The 21,730-nt window shown below is 44.4% G+C and carries 14 protein-coding genes; 10 read left to right on the top strand and 4 right to left on the bottom strand.

Translation table 11 applies throughout. From position 1 onward, the window contains the following. A complete protein-coding gene (gene rsmA, locus ACYIA1_RS13830; RefSeq protein WP_480335561.1) occupies positions 1-801 on the bottom strand; it encodes a 16S rRNA (adenine(1518)-N(6)/adenine(1519)-N(6))-dimethyltransferase RsmA in 801 nt (266 codons plus the stop codon). Positions 802-896: 95 nt separating this feature from the next. Between rsmA and ACYIA1_RS13825 the strand changes: the two genes are divergently transcribed. Next, positions 897-1,910, top strand: coding sequence for a lysylphosphatidylglycerol synthase transmembrane domain-containing protein (locus ACYIA1_RS13825; RefSeq protein WP_480335559.1), 1,014 nt, complete (start codon positions 897-899; stop codon positions 1,908-1,910). Positions 1,911-1,960: 50 nt separating this feature from the next. Further along, positions 1,961-3,415, top strand: a complete 1,455-nt coding sequence (locus ACYIA1_RS13820; protein WP_196006084.1) for an aminoacyl-histidine dipeptidase — start codon at positions 1,961-1,963, stop codon at positions 3,413-3,415. A 90-nt stretch (positions 3,416-3,505) separates the two neighbouring features. Here ACYIA1_RS13820 and ACYIA1_RS13815 read toward each other — a convergent pair whose 3' ends face one another. Further along, entirely contained in the window at positions 3,506-4,327 is an 822-nt protein-coding gene (locus ACYIA1_RS13815) for an Rpn family recombination-promoting nuclease/putative transposase (RefSeq protein WP_011966904.1), read from the bottom strand. 1,053 nt (positions 4,328-5,380) lie between these two features. Here ACYIA1_RS13815 and ACYIA1_RS13810 point away from each other — a divergent pair. After that, complete coding sequence (locus ACYIA1_RS13810; protein ID WP_480335557.1) at positions 5,381-8,512, top strand: DUF6383 domain-containing protein; 3,132 nt, start codon at positions 5,381-5,383, stop codon at positions 8,510-8,512. 213 nt (positions 8,513-8,725) lie between these two features. On the opposite strand, the gene ACYIA1_RS13805 is transcribed toward ACYIA1_RS13810, so the two are convergent. After that, positions 8,726-9,454, bottom strand: coding sequence for a BRO-N domain-containing protein (locus tag ACYIA1_RS13805; protein WP_443899939.1), 729 nt, complete (start codon positions 9,452-9,454; stop codon positions 8,726-8,728). A 136-nt stretch (positions 9,455-9,590) separates the two neighbouring features. Between ACYIA1_RS13805 and ACYIA1_RS13800 the strand changes: the two genes are divergently transcribed. The 7 genes from ACYIA1_RS13800 to ispF all read left to right on the top strand — a co-directional run bounded on the left by ACYIA1_RS13800 (position 9,591) and on the right by ispF (position 18,992). Continuing rightward, entirely contained in the window at positions 9,591-9,692 is a 102-nt protein-coding gene (locus ACYIA1_RS13800; protein WP_220445764.1) for a hypothetical protein, read from the top strand. A gap of 245 nt (positions 9,693-9,937) precedes the next feature. Further along, positions 9,938-12,514, top strand: coding sequence for a M14 family metallopeptidase (locus ACYIA1_RS13795; RefSeq protein WP_480335554.1), 2,577 nt, complete (start codon positions 9,938-9,940; stop codon positions 12,512-12,514). Positions 12,515-12,569: 55 nt separating this feature from the next. Further along, a complete protein-coding gene (locus ACYIA1_RS13790) occupies positions 12,570-13,220 on the top strand; it encodes a redox-sensing transcriptional repressor Rex (protein WP_022192530.1) in 651 nt (216 codons plus the stop codon). Positions 13,221-13,223: 3 nt separating this feature from the next. Further along, positions 13,224-13,838: a fumarylacetoacetate hydrolase family protein gene (locus ACYIA1_RS13785; RefSeq protein WP_005861219.1), complete on the top strand. Its 615-nt coding sequence runs from the start codon at positions 13,224-13,226 to the stop codon at positions 13,836-13,838. Then, positions 13,835-17,209, top strand: a complete 3,375-nt coding sequence (gene porU, locus ACYIA1_RS13780) for a type IX secretion system sortase PorU (RefSeq protein WP_480335552.1) — start codon at positions 13,835-13,837, stop codon at positions 17,207-17,209. The genes ACYIA1_RS13785 and porU overlap by 4 nt, the downstream gene beginning before the upstream one ends. 91 nt (positions 17,210-17,300) lie before the next feature. Next, on the top strand, positions 17,301-18,500 hold the full coding sequence (gene porV, locus ACYIA1_RS13775) for a type IX secretion system outer membrane channel protein PorV (RefSeq protein WP_480335550.1): 1,200 nt from the start codon (positions 17,301-17,303) through the stop codon (positions 18,498-18,500). Between the two features lie 6 nt (positions 18,501-18,506). Beyond that, complete coding sequence (gene ispF / locus ACYIA1_RS13770) at positions 18,507-18,992, top strand: 2-C-methyl-D-erythritol 2,4-cyclodiphosphate synthase (RefSeq protein WP_005866785.1); 486 nt, start codon at positions 18,507-18,509, stop codon at positions 18,990-18,992. On the opposite strand, the gene ACYIA1_RS13765 is transcribed toward ispF, so the two are convergent. After that, complete coding sequence (locus ACYIA1_RS13765) at positions 18,961-21,267, bottom strand: sensor histidine kinase (RefSeq protein ID WP_480335548.1); 2,307 nt, start codon at positions 21,265-21,267, stop codon at positions 18,961-18,963. The genes ispF and ACYIA1_RS13765 overlap by 32 nt on opposite strands. Positions 21,268-21,730 lie beyond the last annotated feature (463 nt).

Raw genomic sequence — 21,730 nt, 5'->3', positions numbered from 1 at the left:
TTATAGGACATCACCAGCCTGCTTCTCCAGATGCTTTTGGCTGATCAAGGTCAGTTCCACGAATTGCTCCACGGATAACTGTTCCGGGCGCTTGTCGAATATCGGCAAGGCGTAATCCGGGCAATCTTTACCCAATAGGGGTTTCATGGAATTACGAAGCGTTTTCCTTCGTTGGTTGAATGAGGTCTTTACTACGGTCTTGAATAACTTCTCGTCGCATCCCAGCTCCTTGCGGTCGTTACGAGTCATTTTCAATACGGCGCTTTTCACTTTTGGAGGCGGATCGAATACTTTCTCACTGACGGTAAAGAGGTATTCCACGTCGTACCAAGCTTGGAGCAATACGCTCAAGATTCCGTACGTCTTGCTACCGGGACCCGCCGCTAGGCGTTCCGCTACCTCTTTTTGTAACATCCCCGAGCAGCAGGGAATCTGGTCCTTATAATCGAGGACCTTGAAGAATATCTGGCTGGAGATATTATAGGGATAATTACCGGTCACACAAAACTGCCCCGGAAATAGCTTCGAGAGATCCAATTTCAGGAAATCCTCGGCGATGATACGTCCTTTCAGATCGGGGAAATTCTGGTTCAGGTAATTTACGGATTCCATGTCCAACTCGACAACGGTTAAATCATGTCCCGCCTCCAGCAAGAACTGGGTAAGGACTCCCATTCCCGGTCCGATTTCCAAGACCGGCAAGGATTTGAAAGTATCGAGTGTGTCCGCAATGCGCTGTGCTATTTGCAGATCCTTTAGGAAATGTTGCCCTAATGCTTTTTTTGGCTTAACTAATCTCATCCACTTTTCGGTGTAATGTGTTTGTTTTTAAATATTATGCTTATCTTTGCGGATGCACAAAAGTACAATAAATAATTTAAAGTTCCCTATACCTAATGGATTTTAAGAGCATTCTACGTACGTTTCTGAAGATAATTCTACCTTTAGCCTTCGGCTGTTTACTCCTTTGGTTTTTGTATCGGAAAATGGATATCACTGAGATTTGGCGAGTAGTCAAGGAGGGGGTTCGTTATGATATTATTCTGGTTTCTTTACTGTTCGGCTTGTTCGCCAATATCGTCCGTGGCTTACGGTGGGGATTGCTGATCAGTTCCTTGGGCGAGCGCTTCAAGATGAGTAACGTGATTTACGCCGTGCTGGGTAATTATGCGGTGAATCTGGTATTGCCCCGTGTCGGCGAGGTATGGCGTTGCGGCATGATCACGAAATACGATAAGATCTCGTTTACCAAGCTTTTAGGTACCTTATTGATCGACCGTGTGAGCGATACGATCATGGTCGGTTTGATAACCTTGATGATATTCATATTTAATATAAGCTTCTTTACGAGTTTCTTCGCTAAGAACCCGGCTTTGCTCGAAGGGTTCCAATCCATGTTTAATTCGATATGGATTTACGTGGCGGTGATAATTTTTGTCGCTGTAATTTGGTTTGTATTCACTTATATGAGTAACTTTACGCTGGTACAGAAAGCCAAAGGCATGTTGAAGAATGTATGGACCGGTATGAAGAGTATCTGGTACATGGAGCATAAGATGCGTTTCGTGATAGAGACGTTATTGATTTGGGGAGGTTATTTCTGTTACTTTTATATTACGTTCTATGCTTTCGACTTTACCAAGGACTTGGGTATCGTGGTCGGGCTGATCACGTTTACGATGAGTAGTATCGGCGTGGCGGTGCCTGTTCAAGGTGGTATCGGACCATGGCATTTCATGGTGATCGCTACCTTGGTTTGTTTTGGCGTGAACGAGAATGACGCGGCGGCGTTCGCCTTGGTCGTTCATACGGTACAGACGGTATGGACTGGATTGTGCGGATTATTCGGCGTGGTGGCTTTACCGCTCACCAACCGGGAGAACAAAAAGGCTCCGGTCGCTGTTTCGTGATGAATACAAGATATGTATTAAATATGAACTGAACTAAATTATTAACATCTATGTCAGCAGAAATCAAAGATCTATCTCCGAAGCATGTATGGGGTTATTTTTATGACCTTACGCAAATCCCCCGTCCGACCGGACATATGGAGGCAGTAACCCGTTTTATGATATCCTTTGGTAAAGGATTGGGATTGGAAACCCTGCAAGATGAGGTGGGTAACGTATTGATCCGTAAGCCGGCTACGCCCGGAATGGAAGGTCGTAAGACCGTGACATTGCAGTCTCATCTGGATATGGTTCCCCAAAAAAACTCTTCCGTAAAGCATGATTTCGAGAAAGATCCGATCGACGCTTACATAGACGGTGATTGGGTGACGGCCCGTGAGACGACTTTGGGGGCGGACAATGGCATGGGCGCCGCTCTGGCGATGGCCGTGTTGGCGGACAATAGCTTGCGTCACGGACCGATCGAGGCCCTGTTTACGATTGATGAGGAACAGGGAATGGACGGCGCTTTCGGCTTGAAGCCGCATTTCTTAAAGGGTGATATTTTATTGAATTGTGATTCCGAGAAGGAAGGGGAGTTGTTCGTAGGTTGCGCAGGTGGCGCTAACGTGAATGTCTCTTTCCAATTTAAGGAGGATACTTATATTCCGGAAGGTGACGTGGCTGTCAAGGTTAGCTTGGCTGGCTTGAAAGGTGGTCATTCCGGTGTGGATATTCATTTAGGGCGTGCGAACGCGAATAAGTTGATCTTCCGTTTCTTGAAAGAGGCGGTATGCGATTATGGCGCTCGTTTGTCTTCTGTGGCGGGTGGTTCCTTGCCTAACGCTATCCCTCGTGAGGCTTTTGCCGTGATAACGATTCCGGGTGATAACGTGGAGTCTCTTTGGGAGCTAGTGGCTGATTACCAAGATATGTTCCGTACGGAGTATATGGGTGTGGAGGGTCAGATCGATTTCGTCGCGGAGATGGTTGAATTGCCGTCTACGTTGATTCCGGAGGAGATACAGGATGATTTGATCAATGCGATCGAAGGTTGCCAGAATGGTGTGATTAGCATGTTGCATGATTTCCCGGGTACGGTTGAGTCTTCCTCTAACTTGGCGATCGTGAAGACATCTGATGAGTTGATCGAGGTGAAGATCTTGGTGCGTAGCTCATCCGAGTCTCGCAGGGATTCTGTTTGCTCAAGTCTGGAAAGTGTATTCGCTTTGGCAGGGGCTAAGGTGGAGGAGTCCGGTCATTATAATGGCTGGCAGCCTAATATCAATTCCCCGATATTGAACTTGATGAAATCTACCTATCTGGATTTATTTGGTAAGGAACCTGAGGTGAAGGTGATGCATGCCGGATTGGAATGCGGTATCATCCAAGGTGCTTATCCGGATATGGATATGGTTTCTATCGGACCGGATTTGGAATATCCGCACTCACCGGACGAGCGAGTGAATATTCATTCCGTACAGAAGATATGGGAGTTTATTACAGCTACATTGGAGAGAATCTAAGGATCTCTTTCCTTATAGATATTAAACAAGCCCTCCAGCCTTGTTCTTCTAACCATTCGGTTAGCGAAAATAGGGCTGGAGGGTTTATTTTTATAGTTTCTCTATATCCTCAAGGGAGAGCCCTGTACATTTTTGGATGATGAGAGGTGCGATTCCCTCGGCTTTCATGTTACGGGCCGTAGATTCTTTCCCTTTCAATATCCCTTTCTCCTCTGCGTAATCGATCGTATTCTTATAATCCCTGTATCGTTTCAGGGCCTCGTCGTATTGTATGCGTTCTTCCTTGCTGAGGTTTGCCACGTCGGCTACTTCTAGCAACTTATCGAAGACCGCCTTTTTTGCCTTGAACGGCATTCTCTCTAAAGTGTCCATATGCTTCAATAAATAAATCCAACGTTCAAAATCATTCTCGCACTCGTCCGGTTCTTTTTGGAAGTAAGGCAGCTCGAGATAGACTTGCCGTATCCTGTCGCTGAACATCCTTCCGGTTTCCCGGTCCGCCAATATAACATCGGTCCGGAACTTTGAGTTCACGTCCATCTTGTAATTAAGTAGGAATACCCCGTATACGGGTTGTAATGCGAATTTCCAGTCCTTCCCTTTTTGTCCTTGGTTACTGATGGCCCTCGCTAGATAGTACAGTCCCCTGTCGTGGAAATAGGGTTGTGCGCCGGTTTGCATCTCAACCACGAACAGGTTTCCGTTGCTATCCTTGCAATGCACGTCAAAAACGATTCCCCTGTCGTCCAGCGTCTCGGGGGTCTGAATCGGGTTAAGGAACGTGATGTCCTCGATGTCGTGCTCTCCGAAGAACAATTGGTTCAGGAAATCGATTAGTAACTCCTTGTGTACCTCCTGTCCGAATATCCGGTGAAAGCCGAAATCGGTGAAGGGATTGATAAATTTTCCCATAGTGCTTATAGGTTTTAGTGATTAATATGAAAGGGATGGTTCTTTTTCCATCTCTTGCGGTAAAGATACGCTTTTAAAAATAAATACGTACGTCTTTTTGAAAAAACATGTACATGTTTCCGGAAAAAGACGTACGTGTTTTTTGAAGGTCATAATATTACCGTTATATCAAGTATCTTGAAGGAATCTCATGTCGTGAAAACGGTTGTTGTCTTGACTTTTTGCTTGATATAAGGCTTGAATCGTGACAATCCCTTTTTGCTGGCATCGTGAAATAGGGGGAAGGGGAAGACGATAATCGGGGTTTTTCATGGAAAAGTATGGCTTTTTACGCACGATATGCGGCAAAAGCTTGCGCCTATAGTCGCGTTGGGTAACGCCTATACTGTTGTTGGGCATTATAAACAGTCACGAATAGGGTTGTTAGTAGTCGTGAATAGGCATCGTAACCCTGTTAGAACCCAGTCGTAACCCTATGAGATAGCCCGAAGAAGTCAATAGATATGAATTACGATGAATGAATTTCGCTAGAACGGAAGGCGATTTTTAGACATTGTTCTGTCAATGAGTGGATTGCTGATTTTTTCTTGCGTATTTGGCGATGAGTTGTACGTTGGCCTAGAAAAATCGATTCTTGGGAGGTTCAGTTTACAATTTGTCAGAATGTCAAAAGGGAAAGCTTTTGATAGATGTTAGACTGAGTGGGGAATATTATTAACATATGTACGTGCGTACATTAATATTTATAAGGTATAAAACGATTAGTTTAAACCTTCGTTTAAATCTTGCATTTGCAAAGGTACGCGTTTCTTTGACACTTGCAACCCTTACTCATTATTTTTTTATCTCCTTATCCGCTTTCTTATCAATACGATAGCCTATTATTGACAAACCCGCCGCTTCTTCATACAAACGCCCTTCCGAAGAGCTAAAAAACGCAAGATTTAAACGAAGGTTTAAGCTAGCCGTTTTTACGGCGAATTGAATGTCTTCGAATGATGTAATAGCTTGATTATCTTAATAAACACTAGTATTAATATTAATTTCAGTATTATGAACAAAAAGTTTTCTACTCTTGTAGCTGCGTTTTTGTCACTGGGAACATTCGCAACCATGAATGCTGCGAATGTAGACGTGAATCCTACCGCGGTAACAGACGTAAAAGGTACGAAGTACTATTTCTTAGGCACTTCCACAACGGAAGCTTTGCAAATGACAAAGCATGACGGAAAGGATAGTGTTAAAGTTGCGTCTCTTTCTAATTTGGACTTCGCTCATGCGGATTCTATGTTATGGCAGATCAAGAAAGTTAGCCAAGAAGTTTCTGGTTCTGCTGTTTACACTTTCGTTAATAAGGCTACTGGCTCAACATTGAAATTCGCAAAGAAAGATGGTGCTACATCTATTATTGCGTCTGGTTTGGATCAATGGGCATGGACTCCGGGGCAAGCCTTGTATAACAAACAGGGAAATGATACTTACACTGTAGCTTTAGTTGGTGGCCAAGTAAAGGTGAAAAAGGCAGGTCAGTCTGCCGGGCAGGCGTTGACTGTTTATTCGCCGAAGGCTTCCGCTATGTCTGCCGCTGATTTGAATGATTATAGCGGAGCTTATTTCGAATTATCTTTTGCCAGTGATGTAAAGGATAATCCTTTTACAGGTAAGAAATTGGTAGCAGAGGGAAACGGTGAGTTTTATAAGTTGGCTTATTACGGAGTAAAGGCCGGTTATAAAAAAGATAAACCTGTTTATATCTACGTGGATAATGCTTACTACTCTTATCAATCTGTTTCAGATAATGGTAAGACTGGTGCTGGTTATAAATTCACGACGGATACAACCGTAGTAATAGCTCCTGCCGATAAAGAACAAAAAGACTTCGGTAAATTGTATGTAGAGGGAGCTAATATGTTTAAGGTGATCAAGCATATTGATGATGTAACTGGTGACAGATTCGATATTCAGATCCAAAATGTACCTTATACAACAGATAATAAGGTATTCTCTAGCTACAAGGTTCAGAATGCGAATGCTACTCCGTATGTAGCGTGGGCGTCTTTTGCTGGTGGTCCTAAGGTGTTGTCTACAGGTATCTATGAAGCTAATGTACGAGTTCCTGAGTATCCTGTTATCACTTTGAAAGAGGGTACTAAGGCTAACTTGAATACGAAGGTTGCTTATATCGTAACGGATGCCCGTGAGACTATCAAGAGTATTTCTCGTGATGACAATGAAAAGTTGATTGCTAATCCGTTTAAGGGACAAGCGTTTGGTGCTAATTGCGAGGAAAATATTAGAGAATATGTTTATACGAGCGCAAATTGGTATACGCAAAATTTGAGTCAAGGTGAACGAAATTATCTATTGCCGGTCTTGACAGACGGTAATGAAACAGTTGCTACTAATCATTGGGTCGTTTCTGGCGAGAATGGCGTATATACGATCGCAAACCGTGTTACTGAAGACAAGTTGATCGTAGGTAATGAAACTACTAATGCAACGATTGTGAATAAAAAAATGTATGTTGTAGGTGAGAATACGTACGCTATTGCCGGTACTTCTGATACGATCAAGATGGTTCCTGTAACGAATGCAAGCAAATATGTAGGTTACAAGCACTTTGATGTATTGAGTACATTCCGTGTAGCTCTGAACGTTGTATCTGAAGGCTTAGGAGATGATATATTCGTAGTAGAAGGTAAGGATGATGCTACGGCTGTTAAGTCTGGTATCACGGCTGATGAGTCTGTTAAGTTCTATCCTGAAGCTGTTAAACTTGTAGGGTTTGGTAAATATGGTACAGACTCTTTGACTTATTCTGCTTATAATTTGAAAGCTGATAATGGTAAGTATTTCAATACAGAGTATTTAAGTACTTATCCTTCGTACGCTTATTTATTCCAGGAAACAGGTGTGGAAGGTCAATATAAGATGATCGTGGCACATCGTTATGGTATGTATTCTGACGAGAAAACCTACTATAACTATAGTGGATCAGTTTTGAGTACATCTGAGTTTGTGATTGTTGATGATGAGACAGGTGAGTTATTAGGAGATTCTGAAGAAAACGCAATTACTCTTGAGTTGAATCGTACTACAGGTCGTTTTGAGATTGCTGATGAAGATGCGAAAATGCATGTTTCTTATGAGCCGTATTATGTAAAAGACGAAAATAAGGTAGCTGTAAATGTTACAACTTCTACGTTAGGTACAACATATCTATGTAATACAACTCGTGACATCTTCTCTTTGGTAGAGGGCAAGAAGGATGCTTATGCCGAGATGTCGATGGGACATAAGATCATCTCTACAATAGCCGATGATGGCAAGGCTGTGACGATGGATGGCGAAGGCTTCGCTAGCACATTGCGTGAAGGTCAATCTTTGGGTGATACTTCCGCTGTAGTTCCGGAGAATTTGAGCATGTGGTTGGATACGGCTTGCTTAGCCAATCCGGTAATGCCGTTGTATTATATCGCTACTTCTCGTGGTTTGTCAGATGAGGACAAGGCTGCCAATAAGATGAACTATTTGGTTTCCTTGACGGATTCTGTAGCCGATAAGAAATATACGGTTGTAAGTGGAGTTAAGAAAGTTCGTTTAGGATTTGTTAAGGGCGAGATTTTCGCTACGGATACATTGGTATTTGGTCCGGAGAAAGCTGATACTGTAGATGTTGAGGCTAGCCCGGCTGCTGTAGCGTTTGTATTGACAGACAACGAGGGTGAGTACATGATCGAACTTCCGAACTTGACTCGTACGCAACAGAAAGTTTACACTGGAGAGGATGGACAATATCGTGATCCTAATAATTATAATTATGCGGTTGACGAGTGGAACAACCCGATCATGGAGACTGTTGCCGAGAACGATAGATACTTCGCTGTCAACAATGACGTAATGTACTTGACGAATCGTGCGGGTGCTTACAAGTTTACGGTTGAGGCTGTAGAGGCTCCGACATCTAACGAAGGTATCGAGGCTGAGTCTTCTGTTAAGGTTATCGCTGGTAACGGTACTGTAACCGTACAAGGTGCGGCTGGCCAGACTGTAACAATCGCTACAGTTCTTGGTAAGGCTGTCGCTAACGAGGTAGTCGCTTCCGATAACGCTACGATCGCTGCTCCGGCAGGTGTAGTATTCGTAACCGTTAACGGTGAGACTACGAAGGTGGTTGTTAAATAAGCACTTTTGATATAAAATGCGAAAAGCATTTGAAGAAGATATATAATTCTAAGATTCCCGTGCGGAGATTCGTCTTCAAGTAAACCGTGAGGTTGAACATGCGGGGATATTAATACTAAAGTAAAAAATTAAAGCTCTCCGTCAGTATTTCCGTGAGGCAAGAAAGCGGAAAAAGAATAAGCCCCGGTCGGTTTCTCGATCGGGGCTTTTTGTCTATTCTTTGTCGTTTTTATCTTTAAGTCTCAATCCGGTTCTAGCGTTGAGGGGAGAGATTACCGAGTGGCCTAAATCGCTTTCAAGTTGTTTGCGGGCGGCCTCTGCTGCTTTTCCTCCTTGTTTGGCGATAACTTGGTCCTCTTCGAAATGTTGCGGATTCTTTTCTTTGGAAGTTTTACCGGCCCACGTTTGATAGATGATATCTGTAAGGGTAGCGAACTGAATACCCTCTTGTAGTCCGTGCCGTTTCCATTCGTCGGTTAGGTCTTTACGTATCTCGATGCTTTTAAGGCGTTGATTAATCCAGTTATCCGAGTAGCCCAACGCTTTATATTCCCTCATGGCTCGATCTATCGTTAACTCGGGGTCTTGCATTTCATCCAATCGCTCTTTTGCCACTTGAGCCATCCATAGTTTGAAAGGTTCAGCTTTAGGGGACGGGATGGATTGGATAAGCCGGAACAGCTGTTCTGTCGTAGCCACGTCGGTTTTGTAGTATTTCCCGTCGGTAGAAGGTAATTTCAGTTGGTGACAATTTGTCACCAACTCACTACCTTCAGCTTTTAGCCTTTGTTTGAGTTTATTCCAATATTTCCTTCCATCCACACTTTCGGTGAGGATACTTACAACGTCTACTATAGAGAAAAACCATTCCTCTGTTTCATCGTCCCAGACTGTACGTACTTTTTTTTCTTCGAAAATCTTGATAGCTTCTTTCTTTGTCATAATTGAAGTTTTTGTGTGAACACTTTAGTTAAAAGTGGATGATATCTAAATCTCAGCTATGGTTTTGGATATCTCGAAACTTTTGTGTAAAAATACAAAAGATTCGAATGTCTCCTAGGCTTATACGGGAAAAAGGATCGTAGAGACAGTTATTACTTCCGATAACGGTAGAATCGCAGTATCTGCAGGTAGCGTAGTTGTAGAAGGTGAGAATGTGATTAAGACAGTTGTTAAATAATCCGTGTAAATAGATTATGATATTATAATTCTAAAATTCCCGTGCATAGATTCGTCTCCAAGTAAGCCGTGAGGCAGAACAGACTAAGGTAATAATTAAAGCTCTCCGTCAGTACTTCCGTGAGGATGGAACCCGGAAGAAAAGACAAGCTCCGGTCGGATTTTCCACCGGAGCTTTTTTATGTTGTCAATTATTCGTAATTTTGGCAAGAACATGATCGTTTATATGAAAAATCCTTTGTCAAGATGAAAGCTAGCTGCATTATCTCTTTGCTGTTTATCTGTGTGTCGGTAGACCTTTTCGCCCAACCTAAGACGGTGGAGACAACGTATGATTTATCCTATTTCTTGCCGGAAGGCAATTACCAGTACGATTCGAATATCCCTGAACCTGCAACGGTTTTAGGTTTTCAATTGGGACGTCAACATGCCGATTGGGGACAAGTCGTTGAATATATGAAGGCTTTGGCTGAAGCCTCGGATCGGGTGACCTTGCAGGAAGTAGGGCGTACTTATCAATATCGTCCTTTTATAGAGGTGGTAATTACCTCTTCGGAAAACCAACGAAATATAGAAAAGATTAGAGAGGAACATTTGGCCTTGACCGATGTAGATCGTTCCACGGATCTGGATATACGGAAAATGCCGGTTGTTGTCAACTTGGTATATAGTATCCACGGAAATGAGCCTTCCGGCGTGAACGCTTCATTGGCTGTCGCTTACTTCTTGGCGGCGGCGCAAAGTAATGAGATCGATGACCTGTTGAGAAATACGGTGATCGTTCTATATCCGGGAGCTAATCCTGATGGCATAAACCGGTTCGCTAATTGGGTGAATACGACCCGTAGCCAAACGGACGTAAGTGACCTTAATTCCCGGGAATTCCAAGAGCCATGGCCTTCTAGCCGTACGAATCATTATTGGGCGGATTGCAACCGGGATTGGCTGATGGCGCAACACCCGGAAGGGATTACAGGAGTGAATACCTATTTTAAATGGATGCCGAATGTATTGGCCGACCAACATGAGCAAGGCGCTGATCGACCTTACTATTTCAGTCCGGGGCATCCGAAGCGTACGCATCAGTTGACTCCTCGGCAAAATCAAGAGCTTACGGCGGAAGTATCGGCTTATTGCGCAAAGGAGTTGGATAAGATCGGTACGTTGTATTACTCAAAGGAGGGATACGATGATTATTACTACGGCAAAGGAGCCGCCTATGGTGATATTCACGGATCGGTTTGCTTGCTTTATGAGCAGGGTACGTCCCGGGGGCATTTGCGGGAGACTCGTAATGGGGTGCGCTCGTTTGCGTGGACGATTCGTAACCAAGCATTCGGTTCGTATGGTACGATCCTTGCCGGCTATCGGCTAAAAGATAAATTACTGGCTTACCAACGGGATTATTATAAGAATGTCAAGGCGGATATCGCTAAGCAGCCGGTAAAAGGATATGTCTTCGATACCCGTGGCTCTCGCTCTGTGGGCTATCATTTTATCGAGAATATGGGGCATCACCGGATTAACGTATATCATTTGGCGAAAGACTTCTCGGTGGATGGGAAGACGTTTAAGGCGGATGAGGCCTTTATCATCCCGGTGGATCAGAAAAATAACACGATGATCCGTGCGATTATGGAAGATTGCCTAAGCTATGAGGATAGTACTTTCTATGATATCTCTACTTGGTCCTTCCCTTATGCGTTTAATTTGGAATTCGCGCAAGTGAAGAATACGAATGGCTTTATCGGTAAGCAGGTTGTGGAGAATCGGTTTGTACCCGGTCAAATGATTGGCGGTAAAAGTGATTATGGATACCTTTTTACGAATGTAGAGTTCTATACCCCGAAAGTGATGTATGAGTTATTGCGGAAAGGTATTCATGTACAAGCAAGTAATCGCCCGTTCCATTTCCGTTCGGGAGATATAGAGAAAGAGATGGGGTACGGTACAATCTTGGTATCTGCGTGGAATCAACCGGTATCTTCCGATGAGCTTTATGAGCTATTGTCTAAACTGGCGAAAGAATCGGGTGTGGATATCTATGCGGCTACAACCGGATTGATGCAAGACGTGGATTTGGGTAGCCCGGCTTATACGGCGTTGAAATTACCGAAGGTAGCCATTCTTGTGGGACGTACGATGGGAGTTCCGGATTCCGGCGAGGCGTGGTTTTTATTAGATCGACGTTTCCAGATGAGACCGACATTGATTGAGGCTACCGCTACGCTGACATCCCGGAAGTTGAGCCGTTATAATGTGATTATTCTGGCGAATGGAATTCCGGATCTCACGAAAGAGTCGGAAAAGGCATTGAAGGATTGGGTAGCGAATGGCGGTACGTTGATCGCCTCGGGAAAGGCCTACTCTTGGGTTGATAAATCCGGGATTCTTCCGATCTTGGTGAAAGACGCTTCATTTAAAGAGGATTCTACCCGTTATCGGGCTTACTCGGAGAAGAAAGAGGCGGCGGCAGAAAATAGCATCAGCGGTGTTATCTTGAGTTGCTCTCTGGATAGCTCTCATCCGTTGGCTTGGGGATTAGAACAACCGGAGATAGCGGTTCTAAAAAAAGGAAACTTGATTTTTGAGAAAGATAGCGATCCTTACGTCTCTCCTCTGCATTATACGGAAAAACCGTTGTTGTCCGGATTTCTTTCGGAGAAAAATGAGAGTTTATTGCGGAATACGCCGGCTGTGTTCGCTAAGAAATATAAGAGTGGGGCGGTATTTGTCTTTGCTGATGATCTGAATTTCCGCTCTTATTATTTTGGGACGAGTAAATTATTCATGAATGCGGTCTTTTTTGGTGAATGTCTTTAATTTTGTACTTTTGCAAGCTTGCACGAATGTTATACATGAATAGGAGAATTAGACAATGGCCAGCGATGATATAAAACAGGCATGGAAAGTGCCGGAACCTACGTTAAGGAGGTTGCCGTGGTATCTTGCGTTTGTAAAGTTGATGAAAGGAAAAGGGGAAACGTTTATCTCATCCACCCAGATCGCTAAGGAGATAAATGTAGATCCTAGTCAGGTCGCTAAAGATCTCTCTTTTGTGAATATCTCCGGGAAGACGAGAGTGGGATACGATATTAACGCATTGGTTGACGTACTGGAGGATTTCCTCGGTTTTACATCCCAGCATAAGGCATTTCTGTTTGGGGTAGGGAGTCTGGGCGCTTCTTTGTTGCATGACACCGGACTAAGTCAATATGGATTGGAGATCGTGGCGGGCTTTGATGTTCGTGAGGATTTGGACGGGAACATGATTAATGGCATTCCCGTTTTTCATATGGATGATTTTCCTGCCAAGCAGAAAGAATATGGCGCGACGATCGGGGTGATCACCGTGCCGGTGGAGAAAGCGCAGGAGGTGACAGACCGGATTATCGAGGGAGGAATCAAGGCTCTTTGGAATTTTACCCCCTTCCGTATACGGGTGCCGGAACATATCGTAGTCCAGAATACTTCTATGTATGCGCATTTAGCTGTTATGTTTAATCGATTGAACTCAATGAATCACTAAAATATGAAGATTATCGCCGTTGGAATGAACTATGCCGCTCACAATAAAGAGCTGCATCATTCGTTAGAATTATCAGAGCCTACTATTTTTATGAAGTCGGACTCCTCTTTGTTGAAAGATGGGAAACCGTTTTTTATTCCGGATTTCTCATCGGAAGTTCATTATGAGACGGAGATCGTGGTACGGATAGACCGTTTGGGGAAAAATATAGCCGAGCGTTTCGCTCATCGTTATTACAATGAGGTTACGGTCGGTATTGATTTCACGGCACGGGATTTGCAGAATAAATTGCGTGCGCAAGGGCTACCGTGGGAGATTAGTAAGGCGTTTGATAATTCGGCTGTGATCGGGACCTTTATTCCGCTGGAGCAAGCGGGGGATGTAAACCGGCTTCCGTTCCATCTGGATATCAATGGCTCGAAGGTACAGGAAGGCAATACCTCGAATATGCTGTTTTCGGTAGATAAGATTATCGCGTACGTAAGTCGCTTCTTTACGCTGAAAATAGGCGATTTGATTTATACCGGAACACCTGCTGGCGTAGGTCCCGTGAAGATCGACGATCATCTGGAGGGATATCTTGGCGAGCGGAAGCTTCTGGATTTTTATGTGAGATGAGAAGATTAATATATATATTCATTATAGGTTTATTACTTTGCTCATATACATGGGCGGATGGTAGCCGTTATGCTTCTAAATCCCTGTTATCGGAGGGGAAATGGGTGAAGATCCGGGTGGATAAGACCGGAATCTACAAATTATCCTATGCGGATTTGAAGAATATGGGTTTCTCGGACCCATCGAAAGTCTCTGTCCATGGCTATGGAGGATGGCCCTTGGATGAGGATTTCAGTAAGGAATATATCGATGATGTCCCTTCTACACCGGTTTGGCGTGGGAGTGATTACCTGTTATTCTACGGGAAAGGGCCGGTTAAATGGGAGTATGACTCGTCGAGCCAGACATTCGTGCATACGAATAATCCTTATTCATTGTATGGCTATTATTTTGTGACCGATGCCACTCCGACGAATGATATGACTTCCGTGGCTCAAGCGAGTGGCGCTTCCACTCGGATTACGACTTATGATGATTATCTATTGCATGAGCAAGAGTTAGTCTCCGTAAACCAATCCGGCCGGGAGTTTTTTGGAGAGGACTTTAGTGGGGCACGCCCTCGTACAATTTCTACCTTTTCTTCTATCCCCGGGATTACGGATGCGGATGGTAAGGTGACCATGCGTTTTATCTCAAGAATTAACTCTGGCTCCGGTACGGCTTCTTTAAGTATCAATGACTCCGAATTGTTGGATATAACCATACCTTCTATCCAAACAGTAAGCTCGAATGTCAGATCGTATACAAAGGCGATTCCCGGGACAACCACCGCGTTATGGAAGGGATCAAAAAGTGAGAAAAATAACGTAGTGGTTTCCTATAGTTCAAGTGGACATACGAATGTACGTTTGGACTATATCCGTATGCAATTTGTCCGTACGTTGCGCCCTTATGGGGCTTGTACTTTTTTCAGAAGCTTGACTTCTGTAGGAAATTCGTCTCGCTTTGTTATTAGCGAGGCGAATTCGAATACCTTGGTGTTTGATGTGACCGATGCGTTGAATGTGAAGAGAGTGGAAGCCGATCTGAATGGTTCTGAGCTTTCATTTACAATACCAGCGGGTAGATTGAGGGAGTTTGTGTTGGTTCAAACCAATCAAACATTTCCTTCTCCGGAAGTCGTGGGAGAAGTCGCTTCCTCGAATCTGCATGGTTTGGAACAGAGGGATATGATTATTATATCGGCCCCGTCTTTGGTTCAGCAGGCGGAGCGTTTGGCGGTTGCGCACCGTGAGAAAGATGGCTTGACTGTTGAAGTCGTAACTCCAGAGGCGATTTATAATGAGTTCTCTAGTGGAACTCCAGATGCGACGGCATATCGTCGTTTGATGAAGATGTTTTACGATCGTAGTTCTTCTTTGGGTAATCCTCCAAAATATTTATTGCTTTTCGGAGACGGGATCTATGATAATCGGGGAATAAGCGGTGAGGTTCAAGGTGTTTCGCGGAGTAATATGCTCCTGACTTTCCAGTCTCAAGAGTCATTGAATGTCTACTCTTATGCGACAGATGATTATTTTGCGTTTTTAGAGGATAATTCCGGCAGTAATTTTAGCCGAGATAAGATGTGTCTGGGTGTCGGGCGCTTTCCAATCCGTACAGTAACGGAGGCGACTCAGATGGTGGATAAGACGATTTCTTATATGGAGAACAAGGATTCGGGTAGTTGGAAGAATAACGTGACATTCGTGGCGGATGATGGAAATAATGAGGATAGCTTCACAACGAATCATATGAAGCAGGCAGATCAGCTTGCTGAGGCCATTGAAGAGATGCAACCCGGTTTTCTAGTTAATAAAGTGTATTTCGATGCTTATAAGCGTAGCAGCCTCGGGACTTATCCGGATGTGCATAATGAGATTGAGAAACTATTAAAAAGTGGTCAGTTGTTGATTAATTATACGGGGCATGGTAGTACGACCCATTGGGCGGACGAAAGCGTATGGACACAAACCGATATCAATAATTCCAGCTATAAGCATCTGCCGGTGTGGGTGACGGCTACCTGCGATTTTACCCGTTTTGACGATGTGAAAACTTCTGCGGGTGAATCTGTTTTCTTGAATCCTACCAGTGGGGGTATCGCTTTGTTTACGACGACCCGTGTCGTGTTCTCCGGTAATAATGCGAACTTAAATAAGGCGCTCATTGATAACCTGTTCCAAGAAGACGCGAATAGCCGTTATACGCTTGGAGAGGCGATGATGTATACGAAACGTCAACTCAATGACTCAAATAAATTGAACTTTATCTTAATCGGAGACCCGGCGTTAAAGTTTGCGTATCCAGAGTATAAGGCTCGGGTGACGGCTGTGAATGGAGAAGCTGTTTCTGATGAGCCTTTTGAGTTTAAGGCGTTATCCCGGATTACGGTAGAGGGTGAAATCTTGAATCCGTCAGGTTCTTTTGCCGCGGATTTCACGGGCGTATTAAGCTCGACCATATTTGATAGCCAAAGTTCCATTACGACTTTAGGGAATAGCTCTGAGAAATTCACTTATCTCGATTATCCGAATACGATTTATATAGGTAGAGACTCGGTTCGAAATGGAAAGTTCAGCTTTACTTTTATGGTCCCGAAGGATATCTCTTATTCCAATAAGAAAGGTAAATTAAACCTATATGCGTCTTCCGAGACAAAAGAGGCGCAGGGTTCTTTCTTTGATTTTATCGTGTGGGGGACTTCGGATACGGCGGAGACTGATACGATCGGTCCCGAAATCCGGCAGATCTATTTGAATGATTCCAGTTTTGTTTCGGGCGATAAGGTAAACACGACTCCTTATTTTGTAGCGAAGCTGTGGGATAAGAGCGGCGTGAATATAACCGGCAGTAGCGTAGGGCATGATATGATATTGACGATTGATAGTATGCCCTCTATGAGCTATAACTTAAATAGTTATTATGCGTTGCTACCAGATAGTGAGAACGAAGGACTTGTCCAGTTCTCCATCCCCGAGCTGGAGCCGGGAATGCATACGGCCGAGTTTAAGGTGTGGGATATCTTAAATAACTCCACGACCTATACCTTTACTTTTGAGGTGGCGGAAGGGTTGAAACCTAATCTGATCGAGATGTATGCCACCCCGAATCCGGCACGGGATCAAGTGGAATTCTTTCTGCATCACAATCGTCCGGAGTCGAACTTAAAGGTGACGGTTATGGTTTATGATATGACCGGTAAGTTCCTATGGAGTACCGAGAAGAGCGGTTCCTCCGAGTTGTTTAAGGCTTATATCGTAACTTGGAACTTGACGGATAACGGTGGCAGGCGGTTGCGCCCGGGAGTTTATCTGTATCGGGCGGCGATTAGTACGAATAACTCGAAAGAGGCGACGAAAGCGAATAAATTAATCATTCTCGCACAATAAAGTATCGGGTAATTAGTTTATAATAAGCATGGGGGTATGTTTATTACCCTCTAGGAATGATAAATGTAAATGTATTTTTAGAATAGAATATATGGTAAGAGTTTCAAGATTCAGTCTGTTACTAGCGGTTTTCAGCTTTTTGACGGCATTTACGGCTTTATTATATGCCCAAGGAGGCGCAGACGATGTTAAACATAAATTCGCCCCGATTAATACGGCGATACCGTCTTTGTCTATCGCGCCCGACGCTCGCGGAGGTGCTATGGGTGATAACGGTGTGGCTACTACGCCGGATGTGAATTCCCAATACTGGAACCCGGCTAAGTATGCTTTTAGCTATAGTAAGGCCGGAGTCGCTTTATCCTATACGCCTTGGTTACGTAAATTGGTGAATGATGTGGCTTTAGCGTATCTGGCCGGTTATTATAAATTAGGCGATAGCGATATGCAGGCGATCGGAGCTTCTTTGCGTTATTTCTCTTTAGGAGAAGTACAGGAAAGCCGGGATGGAGGAATGGGTAATCAGCTCATATTGAATCCTTATGAGATGGCTTTTGATGTAAGTTATAGCCGTAAATTATCGGATGTGTTTTCTATGGCAGTCGCCTTGCGCTATATTCGTTCGGACATGGGTGCCTCGTCGGATGCGGATATGGTTCCGGATAACGCTTTTGCCGCCGATATCGCCGGTTATCTCGAGAAATACGTGATCTTAGGGAATAGCGAGTGCTTGTGGAGCTTTGGTTTTAATGTCTCCAATATCGGTACGAAGGTCTCTTACGATGGTGGAAATACGAACCAGTTCTTGCCTACGACGCTGAAGGTAGGTACCGGCTTGCTCTACCCGATCGATGATTATAACCAGATCGGTATCTACGTGGATTTGAGTAAGTACTTGGTTCCTGTCGAGCCTCGGCAGGATAGCGGGGAGGATGAGGCCGATTTCAATAAGAGGAAAGAGGATTACAACAACATGTCGCCCATCACCGGTATCTTCAAATCATTCGGTGACTCGCCGAATGGCTTCAAGGGCGAGCTGGAGGAGATTATGGCCTCTATCGGTCTGGAGTATAATTACAATCAGCAGTTCTTTGTTCGTGGCGGTTATTACTATGAGAATAAATATCAGGGAAACCGTCAGTATTTCTCGGTCGGTGCCGGTTTCCGCATGAGTGTTTTCCAGTTGGATGCCGCTTATCTGATCAGTACGGTACAGAGTAACCCGTTGGACCAGACATTGCGCTTCTCCTTGTCGTTCGATATGGATGGAATCAAGAACCTTTTCAGATAAATGGGTATGAAGATACGTGTAGGTTTTGGTTATGACGTCCACGCCTTGGTGCCGGACCGGGAATTATGGCTGGGCGGGATTAAGATCGAGCATACGTTGGGCCTATTGGGACATAGCGATGCGGACGTGCTGATCCATGCGGTCTGTGACGCTTTACTGGGAGCGGCCAATATGCGGGATATCGGTTATCATTTCCCGGATACGGCAGGTGAATATAAGAACATTGATAGCAAGATATTGCTTCGTGACACCATGAAGCTTTTGAGAGACGCGGGCTATGAGTTGGGTAATATCGATGCCACCGTAGCCGCCGAACGCCCTAAATTGAATCCCCATATCCCTCTGATGAAGAAAACGCTGGCCGAGGTCATGAACGTGGACGAGGAGGATATCTCTATCAAGGCTACGACCACGGAGAAGCTGGGCTTTACCGGACGGCAGGAAGGGATCTCGGCTTACGCTACGGTCTTGATACAGCGCATGGGATCGTAAACCAGAAAGTACTCCCTTTTCCTTCTTCCGACTCTACGCCGATCTTCCCGTGAAGATTCTCTAGGATCGTTTGGCAAATGGATAGCCCGAGTCCGGTTCCTTGGATAAAGGAATCGAATTTGGCGAAACGCTCGAATACGTGCGGGAGGTTCTTTCGCTCAATACCTTTTCCGGTATCTTTTACGTAAAAGTATAATCCATCTTCCCTCTCCTTGTATCCCATGCGGATAGACCCTTGGAACGTGAATTTACAGGCGTTCGTGAGGAAGTTGGTGATCACTTGGGTCAAGCGATTCTTCTCGGAATAGATAACACAATCCTGTTCGGGTATCTCGCAATAGAGAGTGACTCCGCCTTTCACCCGGCTTTGGAGGGTCTGGTATAAGCTCCGGAATAGCGTGGATACGTTGAACTCGGAATAGATGAAATCCATTTGCCCGGCCTCGATCTTCGATAGATCCAGAATATCGTTCACGAGTTGAAGGAGAAGTTCGTTGTTCGTCTCGATGATCTCGCAAAATTCTTTTGTCTCCTCGGAGGGGTTTGTTTGGGCGAGCAGGTTCGAGAACCCTACGATAGCGTTCAGCGGGGTACGTATCTCGTGGCTCATGTTCGCTAGGAAGGCTGATTTCAGCCGGTTGGATTCCTCTACCTTCGCTTTGTCCCTCAATTCCTGCTCCATCAGCTTGCGTTGGTGGATCAGGGCAGTTCCCCCGATCAGGTAGATAGGTTTACCGACGGGATCGGTCTTGCCGGTGATGGCGTAAATTTCTATCCATATATAGTTTTCCCCCGTATCGTCTAGGTAGCGGATTTCCTCATCTACTGGTTGGCCCTCGCCGGAGGCAAGTGCTTCCATCTTATCACGGAGCCGGTCTAGGTCATCCGGGTACACGCCGCTATAGAACTCATCGGGCGACATCTTGAATATCCCGTTTACGCCTTTGTCACGGGCGGATCTTTGGGTGAGGTAGACATTATTGCACTCTATGATCTCGGCTCTTACGTCCCACGTCCATGTCATCATGTTGCTGGCTTTCAAGACGAGTTGATATTTCTGGTTTAAGTCCTGCGCTTGGCGTGCGATTCGTAGTTCCTTGTCTTTGCCCTTTTGCTTTTGGATAAAGAGGTGTACCCGTAATATCCCTATCGTTATCAATAACACCAGAATGACGAGTAGGCTTATGATATGGACCTTGTATTTCTGAAAGAAACCGGGAGGCTCTTGGAAATAAGTGGCGTTTGGGGGATATAAGCCGGGATCGATTTGGTGAAGCAATAGGTGTTGGTAATTCAGGTAAGTCTTCGGGGTTCCCGAAGTCAGGGTAGAGATTTCTTTGCTATCTTTTCCCGAGAGGATCATTTCGATCGTGTTGGCCGTCACCTGCGCGTAATCCTCCGGAGAAACATAATATCCCCCGGCGAAATTCCCGTTTTTTGTTTGTACGTCTTGCAAGGTAAAGACGGGGGGAACTGAGAAGCTGTTAATCATTTTCTGGACGTTATCGACTAGATAACGATTCTCGTTGTCCTTCTGGGTCCTGTACCATGAGTAATAAAGGACGCCGGTCTTATTGTCGAAAGAGGCCAACCTGTCCAATAAGTTCTCGGTGGAAATGGAAGTCGTAGACAGCGGCTCGAATTGGATGCCCGGGAAATCTTTCCGTAGCACGGCCTCCACATCCGCTTTCGTTTGCTGACTTATATAACGATGGTCGAAAATAAAGGCCAGCTTGGTTAATCCCAGTTGTAGCTTTTTGATTAGCTCGATCGTCTGCTTGATATAGACTGAGTATTTTATAAAAGTGGCGTTATAGCCTTTTACTACGTCCGTGATGGGGGTTAAGGTCTCGAGCGCGTTGGTATCCAGATCTATCAGATATTCTTCTTTCGGGTACATATTATCTCTGGCATAGCAGATGATAGAGGGAACATCTTTCCATTCCTTGTCAAACAACGGGCGGGTGATAAGCCAAGAGGGATCTCCTATGCATACGACTAAGGTGGGTGGCACAGGTACTCTCTCTAGGATCATTTTTCTCTTCTCTTGAAAACCTTCCATCGTGCGGATTCCGGGGATCTGTAAGGGAATCGCCTTTACGGTAAACCCTTCCTTCCCGAATTTATTTTCTATATCAAGATAGGTCTGTTTCGTCCAGCTTTCCTCGAAGTTGATGGAGTGCAGTACGACGATCGACTTGCCTTCTGAGGGTCGTGCGCCCACGCCCAAATGGATACAAAATAAAAGTAATATGAGAGGAATTGTATTTTTCATGGTCGATGATTCTAAGCGATATAAGCATCAATAGAAAATTTTGTAGCAAATGTAGTGAATCCGCTTTTATAAAGCAAAGGCTTTGTCTGTCATCTTCATAAAATAATGGTTTTGATACGGATACGTGTGCGACTCCTCGTTGAGACATATGATGTTTGGTGGCGTATAATATTTTTGCGCTGGACAATCGTACTGAATTTTATTTCGAAAAAATATACAATAAGTCTGTTTTTTACCTGTTATAATTGCATAATATTGATATTTAACTATTTATGTAAACGAGACTTGGTCTCTTCGAATTTCTATCCATAGTATTTTGAATTACTATGTATAGTAGATCGGGTTTACTATAGATAGTAATCATGATTATTAGGGTATCTATTCTAAGGAAACATATAATGTGTACAATAACAAAAGATATTCCATATCTCTGGATAGCGGCATATGGTGTTCTAGTGTGTTA

Source organism: Parabacteroides sp. KHUB-02 (assembly GCF_056640955.1).
Note: the sequence above shows the minus strand (reverse complement) of the source record. Positions and strands in the feature narration are given on the sequence as shown.